Source organism: Tenggerimyces flavus (assembly GCF_016907715.1).
GTDB lineage: Bacteria > Actinomycetota > Actinomycetes > Propionibacteriales > Actinopolymorphaceae > Tenggerimyces > Tenggerimyces flavus.
The window spans coordinates 2523411-2548294 of sequence record NZ_JAFBCM010000001.1; the positions used below are offsets into that span (position 1 = coordinate 2523411).

Below are 24884 nucleotides of genomic sequence, written 5' to 3' on the forward strand. Positions count from 1 at the left end.
CTAACCGCCTCTAGCGAACGGCAGTGAGCACGTCCCGCACGAAGCGGTCGGCCACCCCGTCGGCGACCTTCACCGGCACGCTCGGGTCGTTCGGGTCCACCTCGGACCTCGCCCGCGAGACCAACGTGTCGAGCCGAGTCGTCAGGGTCCGAACGGCCTGAGCATCGCTCTCGCGATGCGCGCGGAGCAGGTCCAGGCAGGTCGCCATCGCCTCGCCCCAGACCGTCATCGTCGTGAGCCAGGGCCGCGTCTCGGTGGCGAACGCCGGCTCCAGCCCACCCTTCAGCACGTCCGGTGCCGCGGCGAACGCGACGACGTGGCGTTCGAACGTCGTGATCGCCGCGTCGTCTTTCGCCAACCAGGCTGGCCAGAACGCCTCGATCGCGGCGGCCAGCTCGGGAGCGTCGACACCGGTGATCGTCTCCAGCCAGTGCTGGGTGTCGCAGAACATCCGCAGCGCCGTGGAGACGTTCTCGTCGCCCTTCGCGTACTCGTCGAGCGAGTCCTGCCAGGACTGCTGCGGGTCGAAGCGTTCCGGGTTCCAGGCGTAGTCCGCCACGGAGTAGAGGCCCAGCTTGCTGGCGGCGGCCTGGTTCATCGGGTTGGCGACGACGCCGACGAGCTGGTCCGCAAGGCGGGGTTGACGACCGGTGTACGGGGCGAGCGCGAGCCGGCCGCGTTGGTAGTCGTTGACCGGGTAGTTGTCCCAGAGCATGATCCGATGCCCGAAGAGCTGTAACGGCGAGACGTCGTCGTGCTGTGCGACGAACGCCTCGACGACGCGGTTGAGCAGGTACGCCTGGGCCGTGCCGGCGGCGCCGCCTCCCGTGCCGAAGCGTTCCTCGTCCGCGGCACAGTTCCAGTCGGTGTAGCTGATGTCGTCGAGCGGAACGTTGAACGAGCGCACGCCGATCGCGTACAGCTGTTCGAACTTCGCCACCAGAGCAGCGAGGTCGTCGTTGCTGGAGTAGCAGACCGAGAGGCCGGGGGAGAGCGCGTACGTAAACGTGACGTGGTGGTCCCGAGCCTGTGCGACGAGCGAGGCGAGCTGGGCGAGCTCGGTGTCGGGGTACGGGTCGCGCCACCGTTCGCGCAGGTACGGGTCGTCCTTCGGCGAGTACTGGTAGGTGTTCAGCTTGTGCGCGCCGTAGAACGCGAGCTGGTCCGCGCGATCCTCGTCGGACCACGGGCTGCCGTAGAAGCCCTCGATCGCTCCGCGTACGGACAGCCGCGGCCAGTCCCTGATGGCGATGCTGGGCAGGCGATCGGTGCCGTCGAGGAGCTGGCGGAACGTGTGGGCGGCGTAGTACGTACCCGTCGGGTCGGCGCCGGCGAGGGTCACGACGCTCCGGTCGCCGGCTCGGCCGCTCGCGAGCACGTACCCCTCGGCGGGGAGGTCCTCGGGTCCTTTGACGTTCAGGCGTTGGAGAATGCGCGCGGTGGTGGGGTTCTCCGCGGGGCCGCCGAGGTAGACGAGCAGGTGCTCGTTCGGCACCACGTCGCGGGCGCGGACGTGCCGGACCTCGGCGCCGGCGCCGCGCAGCGTTGCCTCGAGGACGCGCCGCGCGGCGGGGTCGGTGTCCGGGCCGTTGATGACGGCGACGACGCTCGGAATCGGCGTGCTGGTTGCCGATTCGACGACCTCTTGAGGTGTCGGGCAGATACGGCTCAAGGCTCTCCCAGCCGGATGCGGTCGCCGTACCGGTCGACCAGGGCGGCGTTGTGCCGGTCGCCTTCCGGGGTGTTCATGGAGACCATGACCGGCGGAGTCTCGCCGGCTTGGAGCAGGATGCCGCAGATCTCCGAGACCAGCATCTGCACGATCAGCGCGCTGGAGATCGTCGAGGTGGGCGCGGTCGCTCCGCCGGTCGGCAGTGGGAGGGTGGCGTCGCCGTACGGGCCGCAGTTGTCGATGACGATGTCGGCGAGCTCGTACAGCTTCTTGCCGGACTCGTGCCGCGAGGTGATGTTGCTGCTGTGCTCGTGCGAGGTGATCGCGACGACCTGGTGGCCGCGTTCCTTGGCGAGGATGGCCATCTCGACGATGGAGCCGTTGCCGCCGGACTGGCTGGCGATCACGAAGACGTCGGCGGGGTGGATGTCGGCGAGGTCGAGGATGCGGCGAGCGAGGTCGGGATCGCGTTCGACGAGCGGGTCGAGGATCTCTTCCGGCTCGGATTTGCCGTACATCACCAGGTCCTTGACCCAGAGCTGGTGCGCGGGAACGAGTCCGCCGGCGCGCCCGGCGAGCTCGAGCGCGATGGCGCGGGAGTGGCCGGTGCCGAACGCCTGGATGATGCCGTCGTTCGCCAGGGCGTTGGCGATCAGCTCGGCGGCCTGCCTGATGTTGCCGGTCTGGGTCGCGATGACCTGGCTGACGACGCGTTGCGCCTGCTCGGCTGCAGCGGTGAGGTTCACCGACGGGTGGGACAACGACGCCTCCTTGATGCTGGAACACTTCGACGCTAGGGCCGGTGGCCTGGTGGTGACCAGGTCACGGGCGACCTCGAGGAGACCATTCGGCGGTGCGTCGGGTGTCCTGGGGTGTCGTGACCAGGGTCGATTCTCGCCGGGGAGGGCGCACTGGTCTAGTCCTGTTCCTCTTCGGGCACAATCGGCGGCGTGTTGCCACATCCGCTGACCGGCGTGCTGTTCCCCTCTCCGGTGCCGCCGGGGACGGGCTGGCCGGACGATCCTGCTCCCTTGTCGACGCCGGTGGCTGACTCCGCCGCGGCCGTCGAGTCGTTGGCCGCGTCCGCCTCGCTGCCCGAGCTGGTGGCGCGTCAGTCGGTCTGCAGCGCCTGCCCGCGGCTGGTGACCTGGCGGGAGGCGGTGGCGGTGGCCCGGCGCCGTTCGTTCGAGAACGAGCCGTACTGGGGCCGCCCGATCGCCGGCTGGGGCTCGCCCACTCCTGGGCTGCTGTTGGTCGGCCTCGCGCCGGCGGCCCACGGCGGGAACCGTACGGGGCGGATCTTCACCGGCGACCGCTCCGGCGACTGGCTCTTCGCGGCCCTGCACCGGGCCGGCTTCGCGGCCCAGTCGACGAGCACCCACGCGGGCGACGGCCAGGCGCTGCTCAACGCCCGCATGGTCGCGGCAATCCGGTGCGCGCCGCCGGACAACAAGCCGCTGCCGTCCGAACGCGACACCTGCTTCCCCTGGCTTACCCGCGAGGTCTCGCTGGTCGCCCCGTCCGTCCGCTGCATCGTGGCCCTGGGCTCGTACGGCTGGGACGCCGCACTGCGCGCCTTCCGAGCCGCCGGCTATGCGATCCCGCGGCCCAAGCCCAAGTTCGGCCACGCCGCCGAGACCGAGCTGCGGTCCGAGTCATCCTCGGCAGTCCTGCTGGGCTCGTACCACCCCAGCCAACAGAACACCTTCACCGGCCGCCTCACCGCCGACATGCTCGACGCCATCTTCACCCGAGCGCGCGAGCTCGTCGGCTAAGTGGCCTTGCCGCCGCGGACGGCTGGGCCGACCTGGGCCGCGTGGCGGAGGAGGTCGGCGACGACGTCGAGGTCGACGTCGGACAGGCGCTTGATGCGTACGCAGCCCTTGCCGATGGACGCCTTCGGCAACTTCGACTGGTACGAGCCGGCGATGTAGCCCTCGTCCTCGTTCGCCGCGATCACGTACAGCGAGATGTACTGCTTGTTGTTCGCGATCCCCACCAGCGTCGCGTCGCCCTCGCGGCCGGAGGCGTACTTATAGTGGAACGGCCCGTAGCCGAGCGCGCCGCCCATCATCGTCGGTTCCAGCTCGGGCACCGTCCGCAGCACCAGCTCGTGCAGCGCCCTGATCTCACTCCGCCGCGGCTCGTCGAGCGCCGCGATGTACTCGTCGTGCGTCTTCGCCTCCGACTGTCCATGCATGCCGCCATCATGACCCGCCGCACCGACACCCGTGGGCTACTTCCCCAACAGCTCCGCCACCTGCAGCACCGCGTCCAAGGACGGCAGCGCGGTCGCGGGGTCGAGCCGGCCGGGCCAGTATGCGAGCAGGTCCGACCCGTAGAGGCTCCACGGCGGTACGGAACCCGCCACGTGCGCCGCCACCAGAGCCGGCCCGACCAGCTGCCGCGCGACCTCGGGCGACTCCGTCGCGATCCGGTAGCGCTCGTCGAACTCGGCCACGCCGATCTCGGTGTCCGCCGGCCCGGTCAGCCACCGCCACAGCTGGGAGCCGCCAGAACGTTCGACCACCTCGATCGGCGGATACGTGCCCTCGACGGACACCACGCAGACCAGGAAGCGGTGCGTGCTCGTCCCCGACTGCGTCGTCACGTGGTACTCGTACTCCGCCAACCCGACCGTCCGCCCAGCACGCTGGCCGGCGAAGAGGAAGCGCACCCCCACCGCACGAGTGCCCGGCAGCCGCTCGGTCCACCGCACCGGCGTCCCCTCCGGGTACGCGGTGAAGCCCTGCGCCGAGGCCCAGGACGCGACGGTCGAGGCCCAGAGCTCCTCCCGCCGCCGCGCGCGGTTGAGCAGCGGGACCATGATCGCCAGAACGAGGCCCACCACGATCAGGATCAGGACGACGCCACCGACCAGGACGATTTCCATCGGCGTGACCCTACTTCCCAAGCAGCTCTGCCACCCGGACCACCGCGTCCAGGCACGGCAGCGCGGTCTTGGCGTCGAAGCGCCCCGGCCAGTACGCGAGCAGGTCGGACCCGTACAGACTCCACGGCGGTACGGATCCCTCGACGTGCGCGGCCACCAGAGCCGGCCCGACCAGCTGTCGCGCCACCTCGGGCGACTCTGTCGAGACCCGGTAACGCGCGTCGAAGTCCGCCACTCCGATCTCGGTGTCCGCGGGTCCGGTCAGCCACCGCCACAGCTTCGAGCCACCGGACCGTTCCACGACCTCGATCGGCGGGTACTCGGCGCCCACGTCGGCCACGCAGACCAGGTACCGCTTGGTCGAGGTGATTGTCTGCGGCTGGTTGTTGATCATCTGCGTCGTGGTCTCGTGGTACTCGTACTCCGCCACCCCGACCGTCCGCCCACCGCGCTGACCAGCGAAGAGCATCCTCACCCCGGTCGCGCGGTGTCCCGGCAATCGCTCGGTCCACCGGACCGGGGTGCCCGGCGGGTACGCGGTGAAGCCCAGCGACCCGGCCCACGACGCGATCGCCGACGTACGGGCTCGTTCCCGCCGGCGCGCGATCAGGCCAAGCGGAATCGCTATCACCAGACCGATGCCGACGACGATGATGACCAGAAAGATGATCGCGAAAACGATGCCTTCCACGACGCGAAGGATAGGGGTGGTTCGACATGATGGGACAAGCCGGACACCGTCCACGCGTGTCGGAATACCCGGGCCAGTGTGAGCGCTATGACATTGTGAACGGTTTCACGAGCACGATAGGGTGAAGCCGACCGAGGAGGTGAATGGACGTGAACACACGCCACGTCCTCATCGCCGGTGGCGGGTACGTCGGGATGTATACCGCGCTCCGGCTCCAGAAGTCCCTGCGAAGCGAGCTCAAGCGGGGCGAGGTCAAGATCACCGTGGTCGACCCGCGGTCCTACATGACGTACCAACCATTCCTCCCCGAGGCGGCCGCCGGAAGTGTCGAGCCGCGACACGTCGTCGTGCCGCTGCGCCGGGTGCTGCCGAAGACGGACGTGATCACCGGTCGCGTGCTTTCCATCAACCACGCAAGCAAAACCGCGCGGATCGAGCCGCGCGCCGGTGAGGCGTACGACCTGAAGTACGACGTGCTGGTGAGCGCTCTCGGCTCGGTGGCTCGGACGCTTCCGATTCCGGGTCTCGCCGAGCAGGGCATCGGCTTCAAGCAGGTCGAAGAGGCCATCGCGTTGCGCAACCACGTACTCGACCGGCTCGACCTCGCCGCGTCCACCGATGACGAAGAGGTGCGGCGCCGGGCGCTGAACTTCGTGTTCGTCGGCGGCGGGTACGCGGGCGTCGAGGCGCTCGCCGAGCTGCAGGACATGGCTTGGTACGCGGTGTCGCGGTACTACGAGGACATCAAGCCCGAGGAGATGCGCTGGGTTCTCGTCGAGGCGTCGAACCGGATCCTGCCGGAGGTGGGTGAGGATCTCGGCCGCTACACCGTCGACCGGCTGCGCGAGGCGCACATCGACGTGAAGCTCGAGACGCGGCTGGAGTCGTGCGTCGACGGGCACGTGGTGCTGTCGGACGGCACGACGTTCGACTCCGACACGATCGTGTGGACCGCTGGGGTGAAGGCCAACCCGGTGCTCGCGAAGACCGACCTGCCGCTCGATGAGAAGGGCCGGGTCCGTACGCGGACCGACCTGCGCATCGAGGGTCTGGACGACGCGTGGGCCGCCGGCGACGCCGCGGCGGTGCCGGACGTGACCGGCGCGCCCGGGGCTTTGACCTCGCCGTCGGCGCAGCACTCGTTGCGGCAGGCCAAGCTGCTGGGGACGAACATCACCGCCTCGCTCCGCGGCGGCGAGCTCCGCGACTACCGGTGGAAGCACCTCGGGTCGCTGGCCTCGCTCGGCCTGCACAAGGGCGCGGCGCAGCTGGTCGGCATCAAGATCAAGGGCTGGCCGGCCTGGTTCCTGCACCGGTCGTACCACCTGCTGCAGATGCCGACGCTGAACCGCAAGATTCGGATCGCGCTCGACTGGACGCTGGCCTTGTTCTTCCGGCGCGAGGTCGTGTCGCTGGGTGATCTGCAGCACCCGCGGGACGAGTTCCGGCGTACGGCGACGCCGTTCTCCGCGAAGGCTGAGGTGCCCGCGCCCCGGAAGGTCGGCTCGCGGCGATAACCTCTTGAGTGCCCTTTGACGGGCATTCTTAGGGAGACCCGCGAGTCTTCTGTCTGCATCGCCAGGCCGTTTTCGGATGTTCACCGCGCTCCTGGTCTGGCGCGGCGGCCGGAGGGGATCCTTATTTTGCGAAGGGGGAACGGTGGCCGGTTCCGATGTGGCCGAACGGCTGCACGACGTACTGCTGCGGCTGTTCGGCCGTGAGGCGCCGTTCCGGATCCGCGCCTGGGACGGGTCGGAGGCCGGGCCCGCCGACGCGCCCGTGGTGCTGGTGCACTCGCGGCGCGCGTTGCGCCGGATGCTCTGGCGGCCCGACGAGCTGGGCCTCGCTCGCGCGTACGTGGCGGGCGAGGTCGACGTCGAGGGCGACCTGCTCTCTGCTTTGAAGCGGCTGGCGCCTTTTGGGCGCTTCATCGGCCGGCGGCCCGATCTGACTGCTGCCGATCGTCGGGAGCTCTTGCGTACGGCTGTGTTGTTGGGTGCGGTCGGGCCGGCGCCGAAGCCGCCGCCGGAGGAGTCGGTGCGGCCGCTGCCGGTGGGGCGGGACCGGGCGGTGATCAGTCACCACTACGACGTGGGGAACGAGTTTTACTCTTACGTGCTTGGGCCTTCTCTGGTCTTTTCCTCTGCGTACTTTGCTGATCCTGCTCTCGATCTGGAGGCTGCGCAGCGGGCGAAGCTGGATCTGGTGTGCCGCAAGCTGGGGTTGACGGCGGGAATGCGGCTGCTGGACGTGGGCTGTGGGTGGGGGTCGCTGCTGTTGCACGCGGCTTCTGAGTACGGCGTTCGCGGGGTGGGGATCACGGTGTCGGCGGAGCAGGCCGAGCTGGCGCGGAAGCGGATCGCCGAGGCTGATCTCGCTGACCGGTTGGAGATTCGGCTCGCTGACTGGCGGGAGGTCGACGACGGTCCGTACGACGCGATCGCTTCGCTGGGTCTGACCGAGCACGTGGGGGCGGAGCATCTGGGTTCGTACGCGTCGTCGATGTTCGCGTTGCTGCGCGGTGGCGGGCGGTTGCTGAACCACCAGATCGCGCGCTCGGGCGAGTCGAGCGCGCCGGTGCGTTCCTTCGTCGACGCCTACGCGGCGCCCGAGGGCGAGCTGGTGCCGTTGGGAACGATCATCTCCGCCCTGGAGGACGCGTCCTTCGAGGTGCGCGACGTCGAGTCGCTGCGCGAGCACTACGCCCGTACCTTGCGGGCGTGGGTCTCGAACCTCGAGGAGCACTGGTCCGCCTGCGCCTCCCGCACCTCACCGGGGCGCGTGCGTGCCTGGCACCTCTACATGGCAGCGTCAGCGTTGGCGTTCGAAGCAGCCCGCATCTCGGTCCACCAGGTGTTGGCGGTCTGCCCCCACGCCGACGGCCGCAGCGAGGTTCCGTTGACTCGTCGCGACTGGATCCTCTAGCCCTTCAGTACGCTGAGCACCGCGCCCCCGTAGCCCAACTGGTCGAGGCGGCCCACTTAAAATGGGTGCCAGCTGTGGGTTCGAATCCCACCGGGGGCACGAGGCGGCCTCCCCTGCTCGCGCGACCTTTGGTCGGCTTCGGTGCGAACGGCGCGGCTGTCCCGCGTTCGTAGGGAGACCCAACTGATCCCCTAACCAGCCAATCTCGCGGTCGGATCCACGCCGATTCGGCTTGCCGCCACGGAGACTTGGACTCATCCCGTCTGGCGTTCCTTGGGGCAGCGAGAGGTGAGGCAGGTGAAGCTGGTCGTTCTATCGGCAGCGGCGATCGTGGTCTGGGCGGCGTTCATCACCATCAACGGGACTATTCAGTCGGCAGGAACAACGGGGGTCGTCGCATCGACGGTTCTGGTGCTCGCGGTGGCGATTCAGCGCGTCAACGGTGTTCAGCGTTGGCTTCAAGCACCGAAGAACGATCGCATCGAGCAGGTCCGAACAATTGTCGAGGAGACGCTGATCGACCTCTGCATGAAGAGGCGAGTCACCGACGACCTCCTCGGTCTCTGCATTCACGTCTGGGAGGTTCCGCTGTGGTACCGCAAGATCCTGCCGTCCCAGGTGCGGATCTATCTGAAAGACATGATCAAGAAGCGACCGTTCGCCGGCCTGGCGAAGTTCACCATCCGTCCGCAGCTCCAACGGCTGGTCGCCGTCAGTCTGACGTCGCCGCCCGCTCCGAGTGGGGTGAGGTTCAGGAAGGGCGTGGGCCTCGTGGGCGTGTGCGTGATGAAGAACGACCGTTCGGAGTTCGTCACGCTGGACATCTCGCGGAACGAGTACCAGGCAGCCCTGCGGGACGATGCGATGTGGGCCACCAGCCATCCGTCGATCACGCGGAACCTGAGGTGGGAGGACGCCAGGAAGCTGGCCAACTCCTACGGGCAGGTCATCGCGCACGTCGTGCAGGACGTCCGATCCGGTGAGGCGATCGGTTGCGCGACGATCAGCTTCTCCAGTGCCTCGCCCCAGCTGTTCGACCTCACCACAGCCCTGAACTGCCGGCGACGGCTGAACGTCCTGGTGGCCGGGTTGTCGAAGATCATGACCGGACAGTGAGGACTGCGAACCGATGCTTCGGATCGAGCGGTTTCAGCCTGGAGAACTCGAAGGCGAGATCGACCCACGCGACTACGGCTTCGAGGTGATCCGGCAGGAGCCGCCGTCCGATCGGGAGCTGGCCGGCGAGTTGGCGAGCCTGTACGCGCGGGCGAAGAGGCGTACCGGGGTCACCATCCCGGAGCTCGAACCGTTGCTCCCGAGCGAGGCGTCAGGGCAGGGGGTTTGACGAGGGGCGGAGGCTGTCGAGGAGGAGGGCGAAGTAGCGGCGCCAGCCGTTGGGGGGTGTGACGTGCATGGTGTTCATCAGCATCACCACCAGGACCGGGATGTCGTCCGGCTGGAGGTCGGCCCGTACGAGGCCGCGGGACTGGGCTTGGCGCATCAGTTGAGCCAGTTCGTCGAAGAAGCGGTTCGCCAGCGCGCCGATGACCGTTCCGGGGTCGCGGGCTGCCTTGATCGTGCCGTGCTCCTCCTCCGTCAGCACCAACGCTGCCTCCAAGGCGGAGACCATCGCGTTCCAGGGGTCGTCGTCGGCGACCGCGCGCGCCAGGACGGGCTCCACCAGCTCGGCATACCGCGCTTCGAGGATCGAACGGATCAGCTCGTCCTTCGAGGCGAACCGCCGATACAACGTCGCCACCCCGACGCCTGCCCGGCGGGCGATGTCTTCCAGGGGTACGTCCGCACCATCCGGTTCGGCGAAGGCCAGCCGCGCTTCGCACATCAGGCGCTCGGCGTTGCGCGCGGCGTCGGCGCGAAGAGGGCGGACGGGGGTGTTCACGTTCACAAGGTAGCAAACGGTAGTTGGCTCTCACTTGTGTTACCGTGCCAGGACGGCTAAACGAGAGTCCGGTCTCGGTTAGCCCCACCCAGGAAGGAACCCCTGGCTGATGACCGAGACTCCGACGCTCCCCGTCCACCTCCGCCGAGACGGCTACGAACCCATCCCCGAGCTCGCCAAGCTCCGCGAGGAGCAACCCGTCTCACCCGCGGAGATGCTGAACGGCGGCACCGGCTGGCTGGTCACGAGGTACGACGACGTCCGCCACGTGCTGAGCGACGTCGAGAACTTCAGCAACCGCTGGGAGCCCTCGGAGACCGGCGGCGACGGCTCGGGCTTCCTGCTCGGCTACGACCCGCCCGACCACACCTCGCTGCGCAAGCTCCTCACCGGCGAGTTCACGGTCCGCAGACTGCGACGCCTCGAGCCGCGCATCAACGCGATCATCGCCGAGCACTTGGACAAGATGGAGCAGACCGGCCCGCCCGCCGACCTGGTCGAGGCGTTCGCGCTGCCCATCCCGTCGCTGGTCATCTGCGAGCTACTCGGCGTCCCGTACGCGGACCGCGCCGACTTCCAACGCCGGAGCAACATCCGGCTCGACCTGTCGCTCCCGCTCGACTACCGCATGGAGGTCGAGGCGGAAGGCCTGGAGTACATGGCCAACCTCGTCGCCGAGCAGCGGCGGGACCCCGGCGAGGACATGATCGGCATGCTCATCCGCGAGCACGGCGACGCCATCACCGACCGCGAGCTGTCCGGTCTCGCCGACCTCCTGCTGCTCGCCGGGCACGAGACGACGTCGAATATGCTGGGCCTCGGAACCCTTCTGCTGTTGCAGAATCCCGAACAACTCGCCTTCGCAAGGGATCCCCGCAACATCGACCAGGCCGTGGAGGAGATGCTCCGCTACCTGTCGATCGTCCGTACGGTGATCCCGCGCCTCGCCAGGACCGACGTCGAGCTCGGCGGCCAGCAGATCTCCGCCGGCGACGTCGTCGTCTGCTCGGTTCCCGCCGCCAACCGCGACCCTGTGCTCGACCCGCGCGCGGACGAGTTCGACGTGTCGCGCAAGATCGCGGCGCATCTCGCGTTCGGCCACGGCCTGCACCACTGCCTCGGCGCGCCACTGGCGCGGATGGAGATGCGGCTGGCGTTCCCGGCACTGTTCGAACGGTTCCCCACGCTGCGGTTGGGGATCCCGGTGGAGAACGTGAAGTACCGCGCGTTCTCCTTCGTTTTCGGCGTCGCCGAGCTTCCCCTAGAGTGGTGAACGAGTCGTCGTAGGAGGGAGTCGGTCATGCGTCTCGAGGTCGATCGCGATGTCTGCATCGGGTCCGGCAACTGCGTGTTGACGGCGCCGGACATCTTCGACCAGGACGACGACGGGGTGGTGACGTTGCTCGTCGCCGACCCCGACGCCGACTCTGATACGCGCATTCGTGAAGCCGTCGAACGCTGCCCGTCCGGAGCGCTCGCGATGGTCCAACGCGAGCCGGCGCGCTAGTACGTCAACTGCCTCAGCACTCTCCGCATCGCCTCGATGCTGATGCCGATCGGGCCGCCGAAGTTCACGAGCACCGAGCCCTTGGCCGGGCGGTCGCCGTCGGAACGGAGCCGGCCCAGTGTCAACGTCAGCTTGCGTCCGGTCGGGCGGCTCCAGTCGACAGGCACGCGCAGTGTGGCGCACTCGATGCCCACCGTGCCGCCGCCGTCCGGGCACGGGCCCCAGGCCAGGGGAGAGGCGTACGCGGGCGGGGCGACGAGCGCGGACACCGTACCGGCGAGGGCCACCGCGAGCGTCGCGAGACGAAGAAGGGGCTTCATGCGTGGAAGGATTCCGGGCGCCGTGCGCATCGGACCGCGGTCCGTCCGACCGTGGTCAGAGGCGGCCCAGGCGAGGATCGGGCTATCGTCAGCCCATGACGGCCTGGTCAGACGTCTGCGCGCTCGCCGAACGGTTGCCGCGCGCTCTGCTCGGGGAGGCGCACGAGGGATCGCCGGCCTGGTACGTGGGGCGGCATCCGTTCGCTCGGCTGCGGTGGGACGACGACGGGCACGAGCTGTTGCAGGTGTGGACCGGAGATATGGACACCGAGCAGGCGCTCGTAAACCGGCGCGAGGACTTCCCGGTGATCTGGACGTACCGGTTCCGGGTGAGCATGTGGTGCCGACTCGACCGGCTCGGCCCACGCGAGACCGCCGAGCTGGTGCTCGACTCGTACGGCATCCGCGGTGGCCCCGGCCCGCGGAAGGAAGTCCTCGAGGGGAACTACCTCCCGCCTGACGAGCACTGACGCAGAGCAAAGCCCCGGTGGTGACGACCGGGCTCTCTTGCGAGCTGCAGAGAACCAGGTGGCTTGGACCTGTGGCGTAAGTCGGCGGTATTGGTGGACGGGGCGCCGATGCCGCTTTACCTGGCGAGTGGGTGCTCTACGCGGGGTGTAACCCAGGTAGAGCGGCAAATGATCATGTAAACATGATCATTTGCCGCCACTGGGGAGTCATCCAGGCACGTTCGTCAGCAGGTGGCTAGTCGTCGCCGCGCAGGATGGCGAAGATGCGCAGGAGCTCGATGTACAGCCACACCATCGTGACCGTGAGGCCGAACGCCGCGAACCAGGCGTCCTTCTCCGGGGCGCCGGACTTGATGCCCTGCTCGACGTAGTCGAAGTCGAGCAGCAGGTTGAAGCACGCCAGGGCCACGCCGATGATCGCGAAGATCAGGCCGATGCCGCCGAGGCCGGACAGACCCAGGTTCAGGCCGAACAGGCTCAGCACCAGGTTGGCCATCACCAGCAGGAAGAAGCCCGCGGTGAGGCCGATGACGAAGCGCTTGAACTTGCCCGTCACCCGGATCACGCGGAACTTGTACAGCGCGAGCATGCCGGCCGCCGCGCACAGCGTGCCGAGGACGGCCTGCGGCACGATGCCGCTCGACCCGAGGCCGCGGGACGCGTACGCGTCGAGCAGCTCGCTCGCCTGGCCGACGAAGATGCCCTCGACCGCCGCGTACCCGAGGATCACCGCCGGGTTCGTGACGTGCTTGAGGCTGATGAAGAAGCCGATGCCGAGCCCGACCAGCGCGGCGCCGATCAGGTAGAGGCCGTTGGGGTTGGTGAAGTACCAGGTCGCGCCGGCGACGAGGATCACCGTGCCGAGCGTCATCGCGGTCCGCGCGACGACGTCGTCGATCGTCATCGCGCCCTTGGCGCCCTGGGGTCCCTGGTACGACGGCGCCGTGTACATGTCGCGAAGCTGGTCGGCGGACATGCCCTGCGCCTGGGCGGCGTAGCCCGCGCTCTTGAAGGCGCCGTCCTTCCGAGCGAAGACGGGGTTCTTGCTGTGCATCCTCGAGGTCCTCCTCCGCCTGGTGGCGGGACGGGCGGTGCTTGGTGGGTGGAGCAGTGTGGCAATGGTAATGAACAGGTAAAGCGGCTGTCGTCATTCCGAACGACGAACTCCCCGCGTCGTTCGTTCCCGAGACTAGGGCAAAACGGACAAGACGCCCCGGATGGCCAACTCCGGCGGAGAAGGGGTCGTTCGGTCCAATGTCGGGTGTACGTCAGACGGCTGTCACCTGGCGGCTCTTTGCTTCGGGCGTCAAACCTCGAGGGAGGAACAGCCGTGTTGAGACCCCAACATGCAGTACTCCGCAAGGTAGGTGTCGTGCTGATCGCCGCCGGAGCGCTCAGCGTCGTCGCCGCGGGGGCACAGCTCGCCGAGCCGAGGGCGACCGCCGTCGCCGCTCCGGCCCCCAACGCAGCAGCCGCCCTGCCGAGCGACCCGGCCCGCCCGCCGGAGTCGCGGCTCAAGCCGTCCGCCCAGGTTGACTACGTCGGCAAGGTGCAGGTGGTGCCAGCGGCCGAACACTCCAAGGCCGAAACCGAGACCGTGTCCGGTGTCGTCTTCCACGACCTCAACCGGGACGGCAAACGCCAGCTCCGCGAGCCCGGCATCAAGGGCGTCACCGTCGCGAACGGTCGCGACGTCGCGACGACCGACCGCGACGGCCGGTACGCCCTGCCGGCGCTGGCTGACATGAGCGTGTTCGTCACCAAGCCGGCGAACTACGCCGTACCGCTGGACGAGGACGGCATCCCGCAGATGTCGTACCAGCACAAGCCCGCCGGATCGCCGAAGCTGCGGTTCGGTGGCCTGGCGCCGACCGGCCCGCTGCCGGCGGCGATCAACTTCCCGATGGTGCCCACGAAGGTCACCAAGAAGTTCGACTGCGCGATCATGGGCGACACCCAGCCGTACTCGAACAACGAGGTCGGGTACGTCCGCGACACCGTCACCAAGGACCTCGTCGGCAGTGACCTGTCGAAGACCGAGTGCATGCTGATCCTCGGCGACGTCGTCGGCGACGACCTCGGGCTGCTGCCCCGGTTCAAGGACATGATGAGCGTCCTCGGGCTGCCGCAGTACTACGTGTACGGCAACCACGACATGGACTGGGACGCCAAGAGCGACGCCGACGCGGCCGACACCTGGCGGCGTGAGTACGGCCCGCCGTACTTCTCCTTCGACATCGGCGAGGTCCACTTCGTCGTGATCGACAACCTCATCTACCCCTGCACAGCGGAGGACCTGCCGCCGAACTGCAAGAACCCGAACAGCAACTACGCTGGCCGGGTCGCTGACCAGCAGCTGGAGTGGCTGAAGAACGACCTGGCGCGGGTGCCGAAGAACAAGCTGGTCGTGCTCAACCACCACGTGCCGCTGGTGTCGTTCATCGACAACGAGCAGCTGCCGCACCAGACCGCGAACGCCAACGCGATCTACAAGCTGCTCGAGGGTCGGCCGGCGCTGGACCTGTCCGGCCACACGCACACGCTGGAGAACATGATCCCCGGCGAGTCGTACAAGGGCTGGAAGGGCGCGGTGGGCGTCGAGAAGGCGCCGATCCACCACATCGTCGCCGGTGCTCCGTCAGGCGCCTGGTGGTCCGGTGACCTCGACATCAACGGCGTGCCCGAGACGATCTCGCGGCTGGGCGAGCCGCGTGGGTATCACGTGTTCAAGTTCGACGGGCCCAAGTACGTCGACACGTTCTACGGATCCGGGCTCGACCCGGATCTGCAGATGTGGTTGTCGTTCAACACCCCGCAGTTCCGCGAGTGGTTCACCAAGCTGCGCGCGTGGACGGCCGAGAACCCGCCGACCTCGGGCAAGGTGCCTCCGGTCAACTTCAACGACCTGGCCGACCTGAAGCTGTTCACGCCGGCCGACCTCGAGTCCGGGGTGTTCCTGACCGCGAACGTGTGGAACAGCACGAAGGACTCCAAGGTGAACGTGAGCATCGACGGCGGCAAGCCGTTCGCGCTGACGCGTACCCAGGAGGGCAACGGCGAGGCGATCAAGCTCGGCGTGGACTACGCCGACCCGTTCTCGGCGGTGCGGCAGCTGCAGGTCGCGCGGTACGGGTTCCAGAGCACGTCGGGCAACCCGCGGGCGCAGGGCTTCGAGACCGGGCGCGGCGACAAGGCCGGGCCGGGCGTGCCGCAGAGCGGGTCGCCGTCGTACATCGCAGAGAAGTCCAGCCACCTGTGGCGGGTCAAGATGCCGGTGGGCTTGGAGATCGGGACGCACGTGGCCCAGATCTGGTTCAAGGACCGGTACGGACAGAAGTTCAGCGACGAGATGATCTTCGAGGTGCGCGAGCAGCGGCCGCCGCAGTTCTGGCGGACCGAGCCCTGGGAGACCGAGACGGCGGCGGAGACCTCCGCCCGGGTCGAGAACGGCATGCCTCGCTAGAGCAACCAGTCACATGGAAAGGGCCCGCACGGTGGTGGGAATGTCACCGTGCGGGTCCACCGGCGGGCGTTCCGGCGCTCGTTCCATCCGGGCCACCGCCGCGCTGATCCGGTCCATCCGGAACACCCGGTACGCCTCTCGCAGCCGGCACCAGCCGATCACGTACCAGGCGTCGTTGACCGAGACGAAGCCCGTCGGCTCGATCACCCGGCTGGTCACGGCGTCCTTGATGTCGGTGTAGTCGATCTCGAGCACCCGCCGCTCGGCCAGCGCCTGCCCGACGATCCCCGGGATGCCGCCGCCGGCGTCGGCCTGCTCGGGAACCAGGACGCGCTGCACGAGCTCGCCCGCCGAACGCCGGTCCGCGTCCGACATCGCCGCCGCGATCTTCGCCAGCCCGCTGCGGGCCGCGTCCGACCAGGGCGTCGGGCCGGCCAGGGCCAACGCCGCGACCATCGCGACCGCCTCGGCGGGCGTGAAGTTCAACGGTGGCAGCGTCATCGCCGCGTCGACCGAGTAGCCGCCGCGCCGCCCGTTCGTCGCCCAGATCGGCACGCCCGCCTGCTGCAGGGCCGACAGGTCGCGCTCGATCGTGCGTACGGACACCTCGAAGCGCTCCGCCAGCCAGGAGGCGCTGCGAGCGCGCGGCGCCACGGCACGCAGCTCCTCCACCACGGCGTACATGCGCTCGGTCTTGTTCACCGACCGCAGTGTCACACCGCCCACCGACAACCCGCTACTTCGACCCCGGCGTGAAGATGGCGAACTGGTTGCCGGAGCGGTCCTTCAGGTACGCGAACGGCGTCGAGGAGTCCGGCGAGGCGTGGACGACCGTGGCGCCGAGCTTCTCTGCCCGCTCACAGGCGTCCTTGATGTCGGCGACCTGGACGTAGAACACCGCGTGGTTCGGCAGCTGCCCGCCGGTCACCATGAAGCCGCCGCTCGGGGCCTGCGCGCCGCGGTAGGAGATCAGCCGGTAGTCCATCCCCTCGGCCGCCGAGTTCGGGTCGGACGCGAACGTCCAGCCGAACAGCTCGCCGTAGAACTCCTCGGTGGCCTTGGCGTCGTCGCTCGCGACCTCGAACCACGTCACAGTGTCGTTGCTCATGAATGCTCCTTCTCAAAGGTGTTTCGAACCGATGAGAAGAGCTTCGACGGCCTACGCGACAGCCCTATGTCGGTGTTTCAGCAGGGATCCTCGCCAGGCTGCCCGGGCCGCACGACGTTCCGTGCGTCGAGCACCGCCTCCAGCCGGGAGGGGAACGCCGGCATGATCCCGTCGACGCACATGTCCACCAGTTGGCCGTACAGCGCGTCGGACTCCGGCTGCCCGCTCATCCACACGTGCACCGCGTACCCCCTCGCGTGCGCCCGCTTGACCACCGCGGGCGTCGCGATCTTGAGTCCGCCGTACTCCACCGGCAGCTGCAGGGCCGCGGTGCCCGCCGGCGGCGAGATGCCCAGCGTGACGAACGCGAGCGTCCGCACGATCCCCGGCGCGGTCGGGATCTTCGGCGCGAGCTGGTGGAACTGAGCGACCGCCGCGTCGTTGAACGACACCACGATCACGTCCGTCCGGCCCTTGGCTTTCAGGACGGTCGCGAGGATGCCCGCGTTGCGCAGGAACGACGCGACGTCGGTGTCGCTGGTGCCCTTGATCTCGATGTTCAACGGCACGGTGGGGAACGCCGCGAGCACCTCGCGCAGTGTCGGCACGCGGAAGTCCGTCGCGCTGTAGCCGGCCGGCGGCGGGACCGCGCCTGTCCGGACGCCGCGGAACGGGTACGACGCGGGCGGCAGCCCCGCGACGGTGCCGCGGTCGGGCACGAACTCGTACGCCGCGTCCAGCGCCTGCACCTGGGCCACGGTCTTGTCGCGCACCCGGCCGGTGCCCTCGGTCGTCCGGTCGACGGTCGCGTCGTGGGTCACCACGAGCTCGCCGTCGGACGTCGCGTGGACGTCGAGCTCGAGCACGTTCGCGCCGAGCGCGACGGCGCGCTTGAACGCGTACATCGTGTTGGACGGCGCCTCGTTCTCTCCGCCCTGGTGGGCCATGTTGAGGACGCGCAGGTCGAGCCAGGGGTTCGTCGGGGCCGCGTACGCGGACTGGGTGCCGGCCGTCAGAGCGACAACGCCGGCCACGATCGCCAACCGCAGAAGGATCTTCATGTGCGTGCCTCCCGTTCACGTTGAGAGACAGCGTGCCGCCTCAGCGCAACGAACGGAAGAACTCCCGGAGATCAGCGACCAACAGGTCCGCTGCTTCCATGGCCGCGAAGTGTCCGCCGCGGTCGAACTCCGACCAGTGCACGACGTTGTGCTCGCGCTCCACCAGCCGCCGGATCGCCGGGTCGGTCGGGAACACCGCGACCCCGGTCGGGACGCCGGAGATCGAGGTGTCGACGCCGGCCGCCTCGGCCATCCGGACCTCGTAGTAGAGCTGCGCGGACGACGCCGCGGTCTCGGTGAACCAGTACAGCGACACGTCGGTGAGCAGGTGGTCGCGGTCGATCGCGTCCTCGGGCAGCTCGTGCGCCGGGTCGGTCCACTCCTTGAACTTCTCCACCAGCCAGGCGAGCAGGCCTGCGGGGGAGTCGGTGAGCGCGTACGCGACGGTCTGCGGGCGGGTCGACTGCACCGCGGCGTACCCGGTGCCCTCGGCGCGTACGTACTCCGCGAACGCCCCCCGCTCTGGAGACAGCTCCTCCGCGCCTTCGGGAGAGCGGAGGCCGCCGTTGATGTGGACGCCGACGACGTGCTCAGGGGCGACGCGGCCGAGGTCGGGCGAGACGAGCGAGCCGGTGTCGCCGCCCGCGGCGCCGTACCGCTCGTACCCGAGCCGCGCCATCAGCTCGGCCCAGGCGCGGGCGATCCGCTCGTGGTTCCAGCCCGGGCCGGACAGCGGCGTGGAGAAGCCGAAGCCGGGCAGGGACGGGATCACCAGGTGGAACTCGTCGCTGAGCGGCTCGATCACCTCGAGGAACTCCACGACCGAGCCCGGCCAGCCGTGCGTGAGGATCAGCGGCAGCGCGTCCTCGTTCGGCGACCGGACGTGCAGGAAGTGGATCGGCTGCCCGTCGATGGTCGTGCGGGACTGCGGGTACGCGTTGAGCCGCTGCTCCCAGGCACGCCAGTCGTACGCCGTCGCCCAATGGTCGGCGAGCCCGCGCAGGTAGTCGACCGGGACGCCGCGCGACCAGCCGACGCCCGCCAACTCCGAAGCCCAGCGGGTGGCCGCCAGCCGGGCGTGAAGGTCAGAGATCGCGGCCTCGGGGACCGCGATCTCGAAGGACTCGAAAGAGTGGCTCAGACGCTCTAGTCGAAGCAGCGCTGTGCGCGCTGGAGATCCGACTCGTGCACGATCGCCGTCGCGTGTCCGTGCGCGAGACCGTACTCGTCGCGCAGCCAGTTCACCCGGTCATCGAAGCGTAGGAACGTTGGTCCTGCTTCCATGGCTTTGAACCACTCAGGGAGTTCACGTCCGGTCGCGTGGGGGATCCGCGCGACGAGGTTCTGATGTGTCTCTTCGGAGTGGTGTAGAGCCATGGGGGGCCTCCCAGAGATCGGGGTCAGGACCGGTCAGAGTCGAACCATGGAACGAGCGTGCCTGACGAACGGCGTACTCGCAACCCCTCCGCTCAATCTACGGACAGTCACTGGACTTCTACAGAGCGTGCGATGGTCGGAAGGGGTTCAATCTGCCGTTACCAAGCGTGCGGGAAAGCCTCCTTGTGCCTGCGGTCCCCAGCTCTCGATGTCGATCTCCAGCAGGCATTTGGCCTGCCGTTCCATCGCCGCGCGGTACTCGTCCCAGTCGGGGTGCTCGCCGCTGATGCAGCGGTAGTAGTCGACCAGGCCGTCCATCGCGGCGGGCAGGTCGAGGACGCGTCCGGTGCCGTCGACCTGGATCCACGGGTCGCCGCCGTCGGACAGCACGCACAGGCTGACGGCCGGGTTGCGCCGGACGTTGCGGGCCTTCGCGCGTTCGGGGTACGTCGAGATCACGATGCGGTCGTTCGAGCTGATGCCGAGCGTGACGGGAGACAACTGCGGCCGCCCATCGCGGCGCGTGGTCGCGAGGATGCCGCGGTGCCTCGGCCGCAGGAACTCGAGCACCTCGGCGCGGCTCAGCTTGGTCTCGGTAGCGATCTGGGGACTCATGTCCCCGACCATAGGCCGTGTCTGCCAAAGATCGCCTGACGCGCGACACCTCGCATCCCGCCTGGCCGCGGTGCACGTCGTCACCCATAGGACAAACTATGAATTCCTCCTGCACCACGCCCAGCCGGGCGCGATGCGCCGCGCGCCATCGCGCGGAGCGCGATGACCAGCGCTATTTGCCAGATACGGCCTACGCGGTGCTGAGCCAGACGGAATCGTCTGGAGCCAGCAACAGGCAGGCCGCGCAAGTGACTTCCTCCATGGACGGCTCGCCTTCGCCCCGGACCACCACGTCACATCGCGGAATCCCGTTCGTCCACGCGTGCACGGTGTAGCCGTACCGGATGTTCACGGATCTCGACCTCCCTCGTCGACTGCCGCGGTTTCCATCACGGTAAGCAACAATCGACGGCTCTGCCTGCCAGTTCGCGCGTGTCGCCTCCGGTCCCGGCGAGCTTGGGGCGGGCTTGCGCTGATATGTCGGATGCGGGCTTCGCCGGCAGAGGCTGGTTAGAATCCCCCCTGAACTGTCGTAGGAGAGGCTGCTCATGACGGATGGCATCTGGGGTCGGGTGCATCGCGACCTACCCGGCCGGTGGGGCACGCGCTGACACGGTAGGTACGGACGTGTCGTCGCGTGCTGCGTCGATAGGCAGCACTGCGATGCTGCCGGGAGCTTCCTGATCGCGGGGAGCCATGCCCGGTAGCCGCCCTTGAGCCTGCCGTGTCGCAGAAGGTCATTTGCCGCTGCGACCCTGCGAAGGTGTCATGTACCCCCACGAAGTTCAACTCTTGCTGCGGATCGAAGCTCAGGCAGAGGCCGAGCGTCGATATCCGCGAGTATCGCGCCACCATCGCTGGCGACTCCGCCAGCGACCACGACCAACCCTGACTGAGCCCCGCCTGCCTGAGAATCCGCTGGGCGAACCGTCGGTGCGTGCACGGTGAGGTCTTCTGGGCCCGGGACCCGCATCGTCGTCACCGGGATGGCTGGATCCGGGAAGTCCACGTTCTCCCGGGCACTTGCGGTCAAGTTCGACCTACCGCTCATCCATCTGGACCTCCAGTTCTGGAAGGCCGGCTGGACCGAACCGTCGGAGGCCGAGTGGCGCGAGAAACAACGCGGCCTCCTTGCCGGCGACGCGTGGATCGCCGATGGCAACTACACCGAGACGCTCGATCTCCGGCTCGAACGCGCCGACACCGTGGTGGTCCTCGCCACGCCGTGGTGGCGGTGTGCGGGACGCGCGTTGCTGCGCGGCCTCCGCATGCCAGACCAACTGCCAGAAGGATGTGAGTACTCGGCCTGGCAACGGTTGCGCGATGAATGGCGCCTGATCCCGGCCATCTGGCGTACTCGGCGCTCGGACCTCGAAGCCGAGCTCGCGATCATTGCCCAGCATGGGCAACACGCGTCCCGGCACGTACTCATGTCCAAACGGGCGATCAAGGAATTCCTCAACGGGAAGGGACACGGACATGGAAGCAAGTGAAGTGCGGCGTGCGGTGGCTGCGGCGATGTCGCTCGCCTCAGAACTCGGCCTGGCCGTCGACGACGCGATCGTTCTCAGCGACTCCAACCGACTCGTCATCCGGCTGACGCCCTGCGACGTCGTAGCGCGAGTCGCGCCCATAACGCATTTCGCCAGCGCGGAACAAGAAGTCGACCTCGTGCGACGGCTGGCGCGGCTGGACGGTCCGGTCGCCGGGCTCGACGCTCGGGTCGAACCACGTGTCTTCGTGCGGGACGGCTTCAAGATCGCCATGTGGGCGTATTTCGAACCGGTGCCGTCTCGAACGCTTCCGCCGGCCGAGTACGCGCAGGCGCTCGCACGTCTTCACGCCGGCCTGCGGCGGATCGAGGTCCCGACGCCGCACGTCATGGATCGAGTGGCTGCTACCCAACGAGACGTTGCCAGCCGTGCCGTCACTCCCGACCTTGCGGATCCGGACCGGGCGCTGCTCGCCGACACGCTGCGCGATCTGGGCCAAGCAATCGTCGACCGGCAGGCCCCCGAACAGCTGCTGCACGGCGAGCCGCACCCGGGGAACCTCCTCGACACGAAGAACGGGCCGCTGTTCATCGATTTCGAGAACACCGCCCACGGGCCCGTCGAGTACGACCTGGCTTGGGTGCCCAGCGAGGTCAGCCAGCACTATCCCGACGCCGACCAAGATCTGGTCGGCGAGTGCAGGGGGATCGTGATCGCGATCGTCGCGATGCATCGCTGGAGTCGCGGCGACCAACACCCGAGCGGCAGAAAATCAGGAGTGGCGTTCCTCCACGTCCTGCGGGCGGGTCCCCCGTGGCCGGCCCTCGACGACGTCGTCTGGTAGCACCAGCTGCAAGATGCCCGGCGCCGTGATCATGTACGTGATCATGAAGGCAAACACGTCGTATAGGCCAGTCCGGCTTCACGATCACGTACATGATCACCCGGGCGGGCCGCGAGCTGGGGATCGCTAGCTCAGTCGCTCCAGGATGATCGCCATTCCCTGGCCGCCGCCGACGCACATGGTTTCCAGGCCGAACGTCTCGTCGCGCGTCTGCAGCCCGTTCAGCAACGTGGTCATGATGCGCGCGCCGGTCGAGCCGAACGGGTGGCCCAAGGCGATCGCGCCGCCGTGGACGTTGAGCTTGTCCCACGGGATGCCGAGCTCTTCCGCCGACGGGACGACCTGGGCCGCGAACGCCTCGTTGATCTCGACCAGGTCGATGTCGCCGATCGACATGCCCGCCAGCGCCAGTACACGCCGCGAGGCTTCGACCGGACCGAGGCCCATGATCTCGGGCGACAGTGCCGAGACGCCGGTCGCGACGATCCGCGCCAACGGCGTGAGACCCAACGAGCGAGCCTTCGAGTCGCTCATGATCACGACCGCGGCGGCTCCGTCGTTCAGCGGGCAGCAGTTGCCCGCGGTTACCGTGCCGTCCGGCCGGAAGACCGGCTTCAGGCCCGCGACCCCCTCCAGCGTCGTGCCGAACCGCGGCCCGTCGTCGGTCGACACCACGGTCCCGTCCGGCAACGTCAGCGGCGTGATCTCGCGCGAGAAGAAGCCCGCCTTGGTGGCCGCCTCGGCGAGGTTCTGGGACCGTACGCCGAACTCGTCCTGCACCGCCCGCGAGGCACCGCGCGAGGTCGCGACGTTCTCGGCGGTCTGGCCCATCGAGATGTAGATGTCCGGCACCAACCCATCGAGTCGCGGGTCGCGCCAGGTCTCGTTCGTCTCGGCGGTCTTCGCGGTACGAGCAACCGCGTCGGCGAAGACGGCGTTCTGCGTCGAAGAAGGATCCACACCGGCCGAGCCGAACGCCTTGTAGCGCGAGACGCACTCGACGCCGGCCGAGACGAATGCCGAACCCTCGCCGGCCTTGATCGCGTGGAACGCCATCCGCGCGGTCTGCGTACTCGACGCGCAGAACCGGTTCACGGTCACGGCCGGGACGCCGTCCAGCCCCAGCTGTACGGCGACGCGCCGCGCCAGGTTGCCGGAGTGCTCGTCGTGCGGCTCGGCGCAGCCGAGGTAGAGGTCGTCGAGCTCCGCGGCGTCGAACGCCGGCACCTTGTCCAGCGCCGCGCGCACCACCAATGCCGCCAGGTCGTCGGGGCGAACGTCCTTCAGCGAGCCCTTCACCGCGCGCCCGATGGGCGAACGGGCGGTGGCGACGATCACGGCCTCGGGCATGGAACCCCTCCTTGTTACCCAGCAGTAATGGGGAGTCTACGCCGGTCCGCGGCCGGGGCGGGCGCCGAGGACAGGTACTGCGCGTGCAGCTGGCCACACGCCGCGTCGAGCGCGCCGCCGAACTGCTGCCGCTGGGTCGCCCGGACGTTCGCCGACCGCAGCGTGCGCAGGAACTCCGCGACCCGCGCGGCGCTCGGCCGTCGGTAGGCGGGCGTGACGCCGACCGCGTCGTTGTACGGGATCACGCTCACGTGGAACAGCCGCGGCTGGTCGCGTGAGTTCACCAGCGAGGCGAGCGCGGTGGCGTGCGCGGGCGAGTCGTTGACGCCGTCGATGAGGAGGTACGCGAGGTACGTCTTCCGCCGCGTCTCGGCGACGTGCTGGTCCAGGATCGCCAGGCAGGAAGCCAGCGGGAAACGCCCTTCCAGCGGGATCAGCGTGGAACGTTCGGCGGGGAACGGGGAGTGCACCGACAGCGTCACGTTCACCTGCGGGTGGCTGTCAACCAGCCGTTGCAGGCCGGGAGCGAAACCCACGGTTGACACCGTGATGCGCCGTGGGGACAGGCCGAAGTAGTCGGGATGAGTGAGGACGTCGAGCGCGGGGAACGTGTGCGGGTTGGCGAGTGCCTCGCCCATACCCATGAACGCGATGCTGTCAACCGGGCCTTGCTGCTGGTGGTAGAGGACCTGGTCGCAGATCTCGTCGGCGCTGAGGTTGCGGACGAGGCCGACCGCGCCGGTGGCGCAGAACGTACAGCCGAGGCCGCAACCCACCTGCGTGGACAGGCAGAGGGAGGTCCAGCCGGTGCGGTAACGGGCGAGGACGGTCTCGATGCGAGCGCCGTTGTCGTTCTCGAAGAGGGTCTTCTCGACCTGGTCGCCGGACTGGCGGGCGATCGGCCGCAGGTCGGCGAACGTCGGGCCGAAGGCCTCGATCAGACTGCTGCGAACCCTGCGGGGGAGTGCGCTGAGCTGCGCGTACTCGGTGGTTCCGGTGCGGTGGACGGCACGTACGAGCTGGGACAGGCGGTAGGCCGGCTCACCGAGCGAGCTGAGCAGCTCGGCGATGGCGGCATAGCGCGTCCGTGGGGGCGGATTGGGGAACAACTGGATGCACATCGCTAGGTCAACTTCCTACGTGGTGACGGGGGAAAGCCGAAGGCCCAGCGAGGGGATGCGCGCCCTGCCCAGCC

The 24884-nt window shown here is 68.5% G+C and carries 27 protein-coding genes and 1 tRNA gene; 12 read left to right on the forward strand and 16 right to left on the reverse strand.

What is annotated here, in order from left to right; genetic code table 11:
* Positions 1 to 10: 10 nt before the first annotated feature.
* Both JOD67_RS11760 and JOD67_RS11765 read right to left on the reverse strand, forming a co-directional pair.
* On the reverse strand, positions 11 to 1672 hold the full coding sequence (locus JOD67_RS11760; RefSeq protein WP_205117479.1) for a glycoside hydrolase family 84 protein: 1662 nt from the start codon (positions 1670 to 1672) through the stop codon (positions 11 to 13).
* The gene (locus tag JOD67_RS11765) at positions 1669 to 2433 is read right to left on the reverse strand and encodes a sugar isomerase domain-containing protein (protein WP_205117480.1); all 765 of its coding nucleotides are present in this window, start codon (positions 2431 to 2433) and stop codon (positions 1669 to 1671) included. Before JOD67_RS11765 ends, JOD67_RS11760 begins: the two co-directional genes overlap by 4 nt.
* Positions 2434 to 2613: 180 nt before the next feature.
* Here JOD67_RS11765 and JOD67_RS11770 point away from each other — a divergent pair, with 180 nt between their 5' ends.
* Positions 2614 to 3447, forward strand: coding sequence for a uracil-DNA glycosylase (locus JOD67_RS11770; RefSeq protein ID WP_205122956.1), 834 nt, complete (start codon positions 2614 to 2616; stop codon positions 3445 to 3447).
* On the opposite strand, the gene JOD67_RS11775 is transcribed toward JOD67_RS11770, so the two are convergent.
* From JOD67_RS11775 to JOD67_RS11785, 3 genes are read right to left on the reverse strand one after another with little or no spacing between them, the layout of a single operon-like run.
* Positions 3444 to 3872 carry a DUF1801 domain-containing protein gene (locus JOD67_RS11775; protein WP_205117481.1) on the reverse strand — a complete coding sequence of 143 codons (429 nt, stop codon included), beginning with the start codon at positions 3870 to 3872 and terminating at the stop codon, positions 3444 to 3446. The two genes, JOD67_RS11770 and JOD67_RS11775, sit on opposite strands and share 4 nt — an antisense overlap.
* Positions 3873 to 3908: 36 nt before the next feature.
* The gene (locus JOD67_RS11780; protein ID WP_205117482.1) at positions 3909 to 4565 is read right to left on the reverse strand and encodes a hypothetical protein; all 657 of its coding nucleotides are present in this window, start codon (positions 4563 to 4565) and stop codon (positions 3909 to 3911) included.
* Between the two features lie 10 nt (positions 4566 to 4575).
* Positions 4576 to 5256, reverse strand: coding sequence for a hypothetical protein (locus JOD67_RS11785; RefSeq protein ID WP_205117483.1), 681 nt, complete (start codon positions 5254 to 5256; stop codon positions 4576 to 4578).
* Between the two features lie 143 nt (positions 5257 to 5399).
* On the opposite strand from JOD67_RS11785, the gene JOD67_RS11790 reads away from it, so the two are divergent.
* The 5 genes from JOD67_RS11790 (at position 5400) to JOD67_RS11810 (ending at position 9526) form a co-directional block, all read left to right on the forward strand.
* Positions 5400 to 6773, forward strand: coding sequence for an NAD(P)/FAD-dependent oxidoreductase (locus JOD67_RS11790; protein WP_205117484.1), 1374 nt, complete (start codon positions 5400 to 5402; stop codon positions 6771 to 6773).
* A 142-nt stretch (positions 6774 to 6915) separates the two neighbouring features.
* Positions 6916 to 8181 (forward strand): class I SAM-dependent methyltransferase, encoded by a 1266-nt coding sequence (locus JOD67_RS11795; RefSeq protein WP_205117485.1) that lies wholly within the window; start codon positions 6916 to 6918, stop codon positions 8179 to 8181.
* 23 nt (positions 8182 to 8204) lie between these two features.
* A tRNA-Leu gene (locus JOD67_RS11800) sits at positions 8205 to 8280 on the forward strand.
* Between the two features lie 198 nt (positions 8281 to 8478).
* Positions 8479 to 9297, forward strand: coding sequence for a hypothetical protein (locus tag JOD67_RS11805; RefSeq protein ID WP_205117486.1), 819 nt, complete (start codon positions 8479 to 8481; stop codon positions 9295 to 9297).
* Between the two features lie 13 nt (positions 9298 to 9310).
* Positions 9311 to 9526 (forward strand): hypothetical protein, encoded by a 216-nt coding sequence (locus JOD67_RS11810; protein WP_205117487.1) that lies wholly within the window; start codon positions 9311 to 9313, stop codon positions 9524 to 9526.
* Here JOD67_RS11810 and JOD67_RS11815 read toward each other — a convergent pair.
* Positions 9509 to 10081: a TetR/AcrR family transcriptional regulator gene (locus JOD67_RS11815; protein WP_205117488.1), complete on the reverse strand. Its 573-nt coding sequence runs from the start codon at positions 10079 to 10081 to the stop codon at positions 9509 to 9511. The two genes, JOD67_RS11810 and JOD67_RS11815, sit on opposite strands and share 18 nt — an antisense overlap.
* A gap of 109 nt (positions 10082 to 10190) precedes the next feature.
* On the opposite strand from JOD67_RS11815, the gene JOD67_RS11820 reads away from it, so the two are divergent.
* Positions 10191 to 11354, forward strand: coding sequence for a cytochrome P450 (locus JOD67_RS11820; protein ID WP_205117489.1), 1164 nt, complete (start codon positions 10191 to 10193; stop codon positions 11352 to 11354).
* Between the two features lie 27 nt (positions 11355 to 11381).
* Positions 11382 to 11588, forward strand: coding sequence for a ferredoxin (locus JOD67_RS11825; RefSeq protein WP_205117490.1), 207 nt, complete (start codon positions 11382 to 11384; stop codon positions 11586 to 11588).
* Here JOD67_RS11825 and JOD67_RS11830 read toward each other — a convergent pair.
* Positions 11585 to 11908 (reverse strand): hypothetical protein, encoded by a 324-nt coding sequence (locus JOD67_RS11830; RefSeq protein WP_205117491.1) that lies wholly within the window; start codon positions 11906 to 11908, stop codon positions 11585 to 11587. The two genes, JOD67_RS11825 and JOD67_RS11830, sit on opposite strands and share 4 nt — an antisense overlap.
* Before the next feature lie 95 nt (positions 11909 to 12003).
* On the opposite strand from JOD67_RS11830, the gene JOD67_RS11835 reads away from it, so the two are divergent.
* A complete protein-coding gene (locus JOD67_RS11835) occupies positions 12004 to 12378 on the forward strand; it encodes a hypothetical protein (RefSeq protein WP_205117492.1) in 375 nt (124 codons plus the stop codon).
* A gap of 235 nt (positions 12379 to 12613) precedes the next feature.
* On the opposite strand, the gene JOD67_RS11840 is transcribed toward JOD67_RS11835, so the two are convergent.
* Positions 12614 to 13432 carry a Bax inhibitor-1/YccA family protein gene (locus JOD67_RS11840; RefSeq protein ID WP_205117493.1) on the reverse strand — a complete coding sequence of 273 codons (819 nt, stop codon included), beginning with the start codon at positions 13430 to 13432 and terminating at the stop codon, positions 12614 to 12616.
* 318 nt (positions 13433 to 13750) lie between these two features.
* Between JOD67_RS11840 and JOD67_RS11845 the strand changes: the two genes are divergently transcribed.
* On the forward strand, positions 13751 to 15841 hold the full coding sequence (locus tag JOD67_RS11845) for a calcineurin-like phosphoesterase C-terminal domain-containing protein (protein ID WP_205117494.1): 2091 nt from the start codon (positions 13751 to 13753) through the stop codon (positions 15839 to 15841).
* Between the two features lie 9 nt (positions 15842 to 15850).
* Here the strand turns inward: JOD67_RS11845 and JOD67_RS11850 are convergent, their stop codons facing one another.
* The 6 genes from JOD67_RS11850 to JOD67_RS11875 all read right to left on the reverse strand — a co-directional run bounded on the left by JOD67_RS11850 (position 15851) and on the right by JOD67_RS11875 (position 20002).
* Entirely contained in the window at positions 15851 to 16543 is a 693-nt protein-coding gene (locus JOD67_RS11850; RefSeq protein WP_205117495.1) for a helix-turn-helix transcriptional regulator, read from the reverse strand.
* A 34-nt stretch (positions 16544 to 16577) separates the two neighbouring features.
* Positions 16578 to 16949 (reverse strand): VOC family protein, encoded by a 372-nt coding sequence (locus JOD67_RS11855; RefSeq protein WP_205117496.1) that lies wholly within the window; start codon positions 16947 to 16949, stop codon positions 16578 to 16580.
* Between the two features lie 77 nt (positions 16950 to 17026).
* Positions 17027 to 18010 carry a glycerophosphodiester phosphodiesterase family protein gene (locus JOD67_RS11860; protein WP_205117497.1) on the reverse strand — a complete coding sequence of 328 codons (984 nt, stop codon included), beginning with the start codon at positions 18008 to 18010 and terminating at the stop codon, positions 17027 to 17029.
* A gap of 40 nt (positions 18011 to 18050) precedes the next feature.
* Entirely contained in the window at positions 18051 to 19169 is a 1119-nt protein-coding gene (locus JOD67_RS11865) for an epoxide hydrolase family protein (RefSeq protein WP_307782736.1), read from the reverse strand.
* Positions 19157 to 19387 carry a DUF4287 domain-containing protein gene (locus JOD67_RS11870; RefSeq protein ID WP_205117498.1) on the reverse strand — a complete coding sequence of 77 codons (231 nt, stop codon included), beginning with the start codon at positions 19385 to 19387 and terminating at the stop codon, positions 19157 to 19159. Before JOD67_RS11870 ends, JOD67_RS11865 begins: the two co-directional genes overlap by 13 nt.
* A 147-nt stretch (positions 19388 to 19534) precedes the next feature.
* On the reverse strand, positions 19535 to 20002 hold the full coding sequence (locus JOD67_RS11875; RefSeq protein WP_205117499.1) for a PPOX class F420-dependent oxidoreductase: 468 nt from the start codon (positions 20000 to 20002) through the stop codon (positions 19535 to 19537).
* A 986-nt stretch (positions 20003 to 20988) separates the two neighbouring features.
* On the opposite strand from JOD67_RS11875, the gene JOD67_RS11880 reads away from it, so the two are divergent.
* Positions 20989 to 21495: a P-loop NTPase family protein gene (locus tag JOD67_RS11880; RefSeq protein ID WP_205117500.1), complete on the forward strand. Its 507-nt coding sequence runs from the start codon at positions 20989 to 20991 to the stop codon at positions 21493 to 21495.
* Positions 21482 to 22339, forward strand: coding sequence for a phosphotransferase (locus tag JOD67_RS11885; RefSeq protein WP_205117501.1), 858 nt, complete (start codon positions 21482 to 21484; stop codon positions 22337 to 22339). Before JOD67_RS11880 ends, JOD67_RS11885 begins: the two co-directional genes overlap by 14 nt.
* Positions 22340 to 22465: 126 nt before the next feature.
* On the opposite strand, the gene JOD67_RS11890 is transcribed toward JOD67_RS11885, so the two are convergent.
* The gene (locus JOD67_RS11890) at positions 22466 to 23689 is read right to left on the reverse strand and encodes an acetyl-CoA C-acetyltransferase (RefSeq protein ID WP_205117502.1); all 1224 of its coding nucleotides are present in this window, start codon (positions 23687 to 23689) and stop codon (positions 22466 to 22468) included.
* A gap of 14 nt (positions 23690 to 23703) precedes the next feature.
* Positions 23704 to 24810, reverse strand: a complete 1107-nt coding sequence (locus JOD67_RS11895; RefSeq protein ID WP_205117503.1) for a radical SAM protein — start codon at positions 24808 to 24810, stop codon at positions 23704 to 23706.
* Positions 24811 to 24884 lie beyond the last annotated feature (74 nt).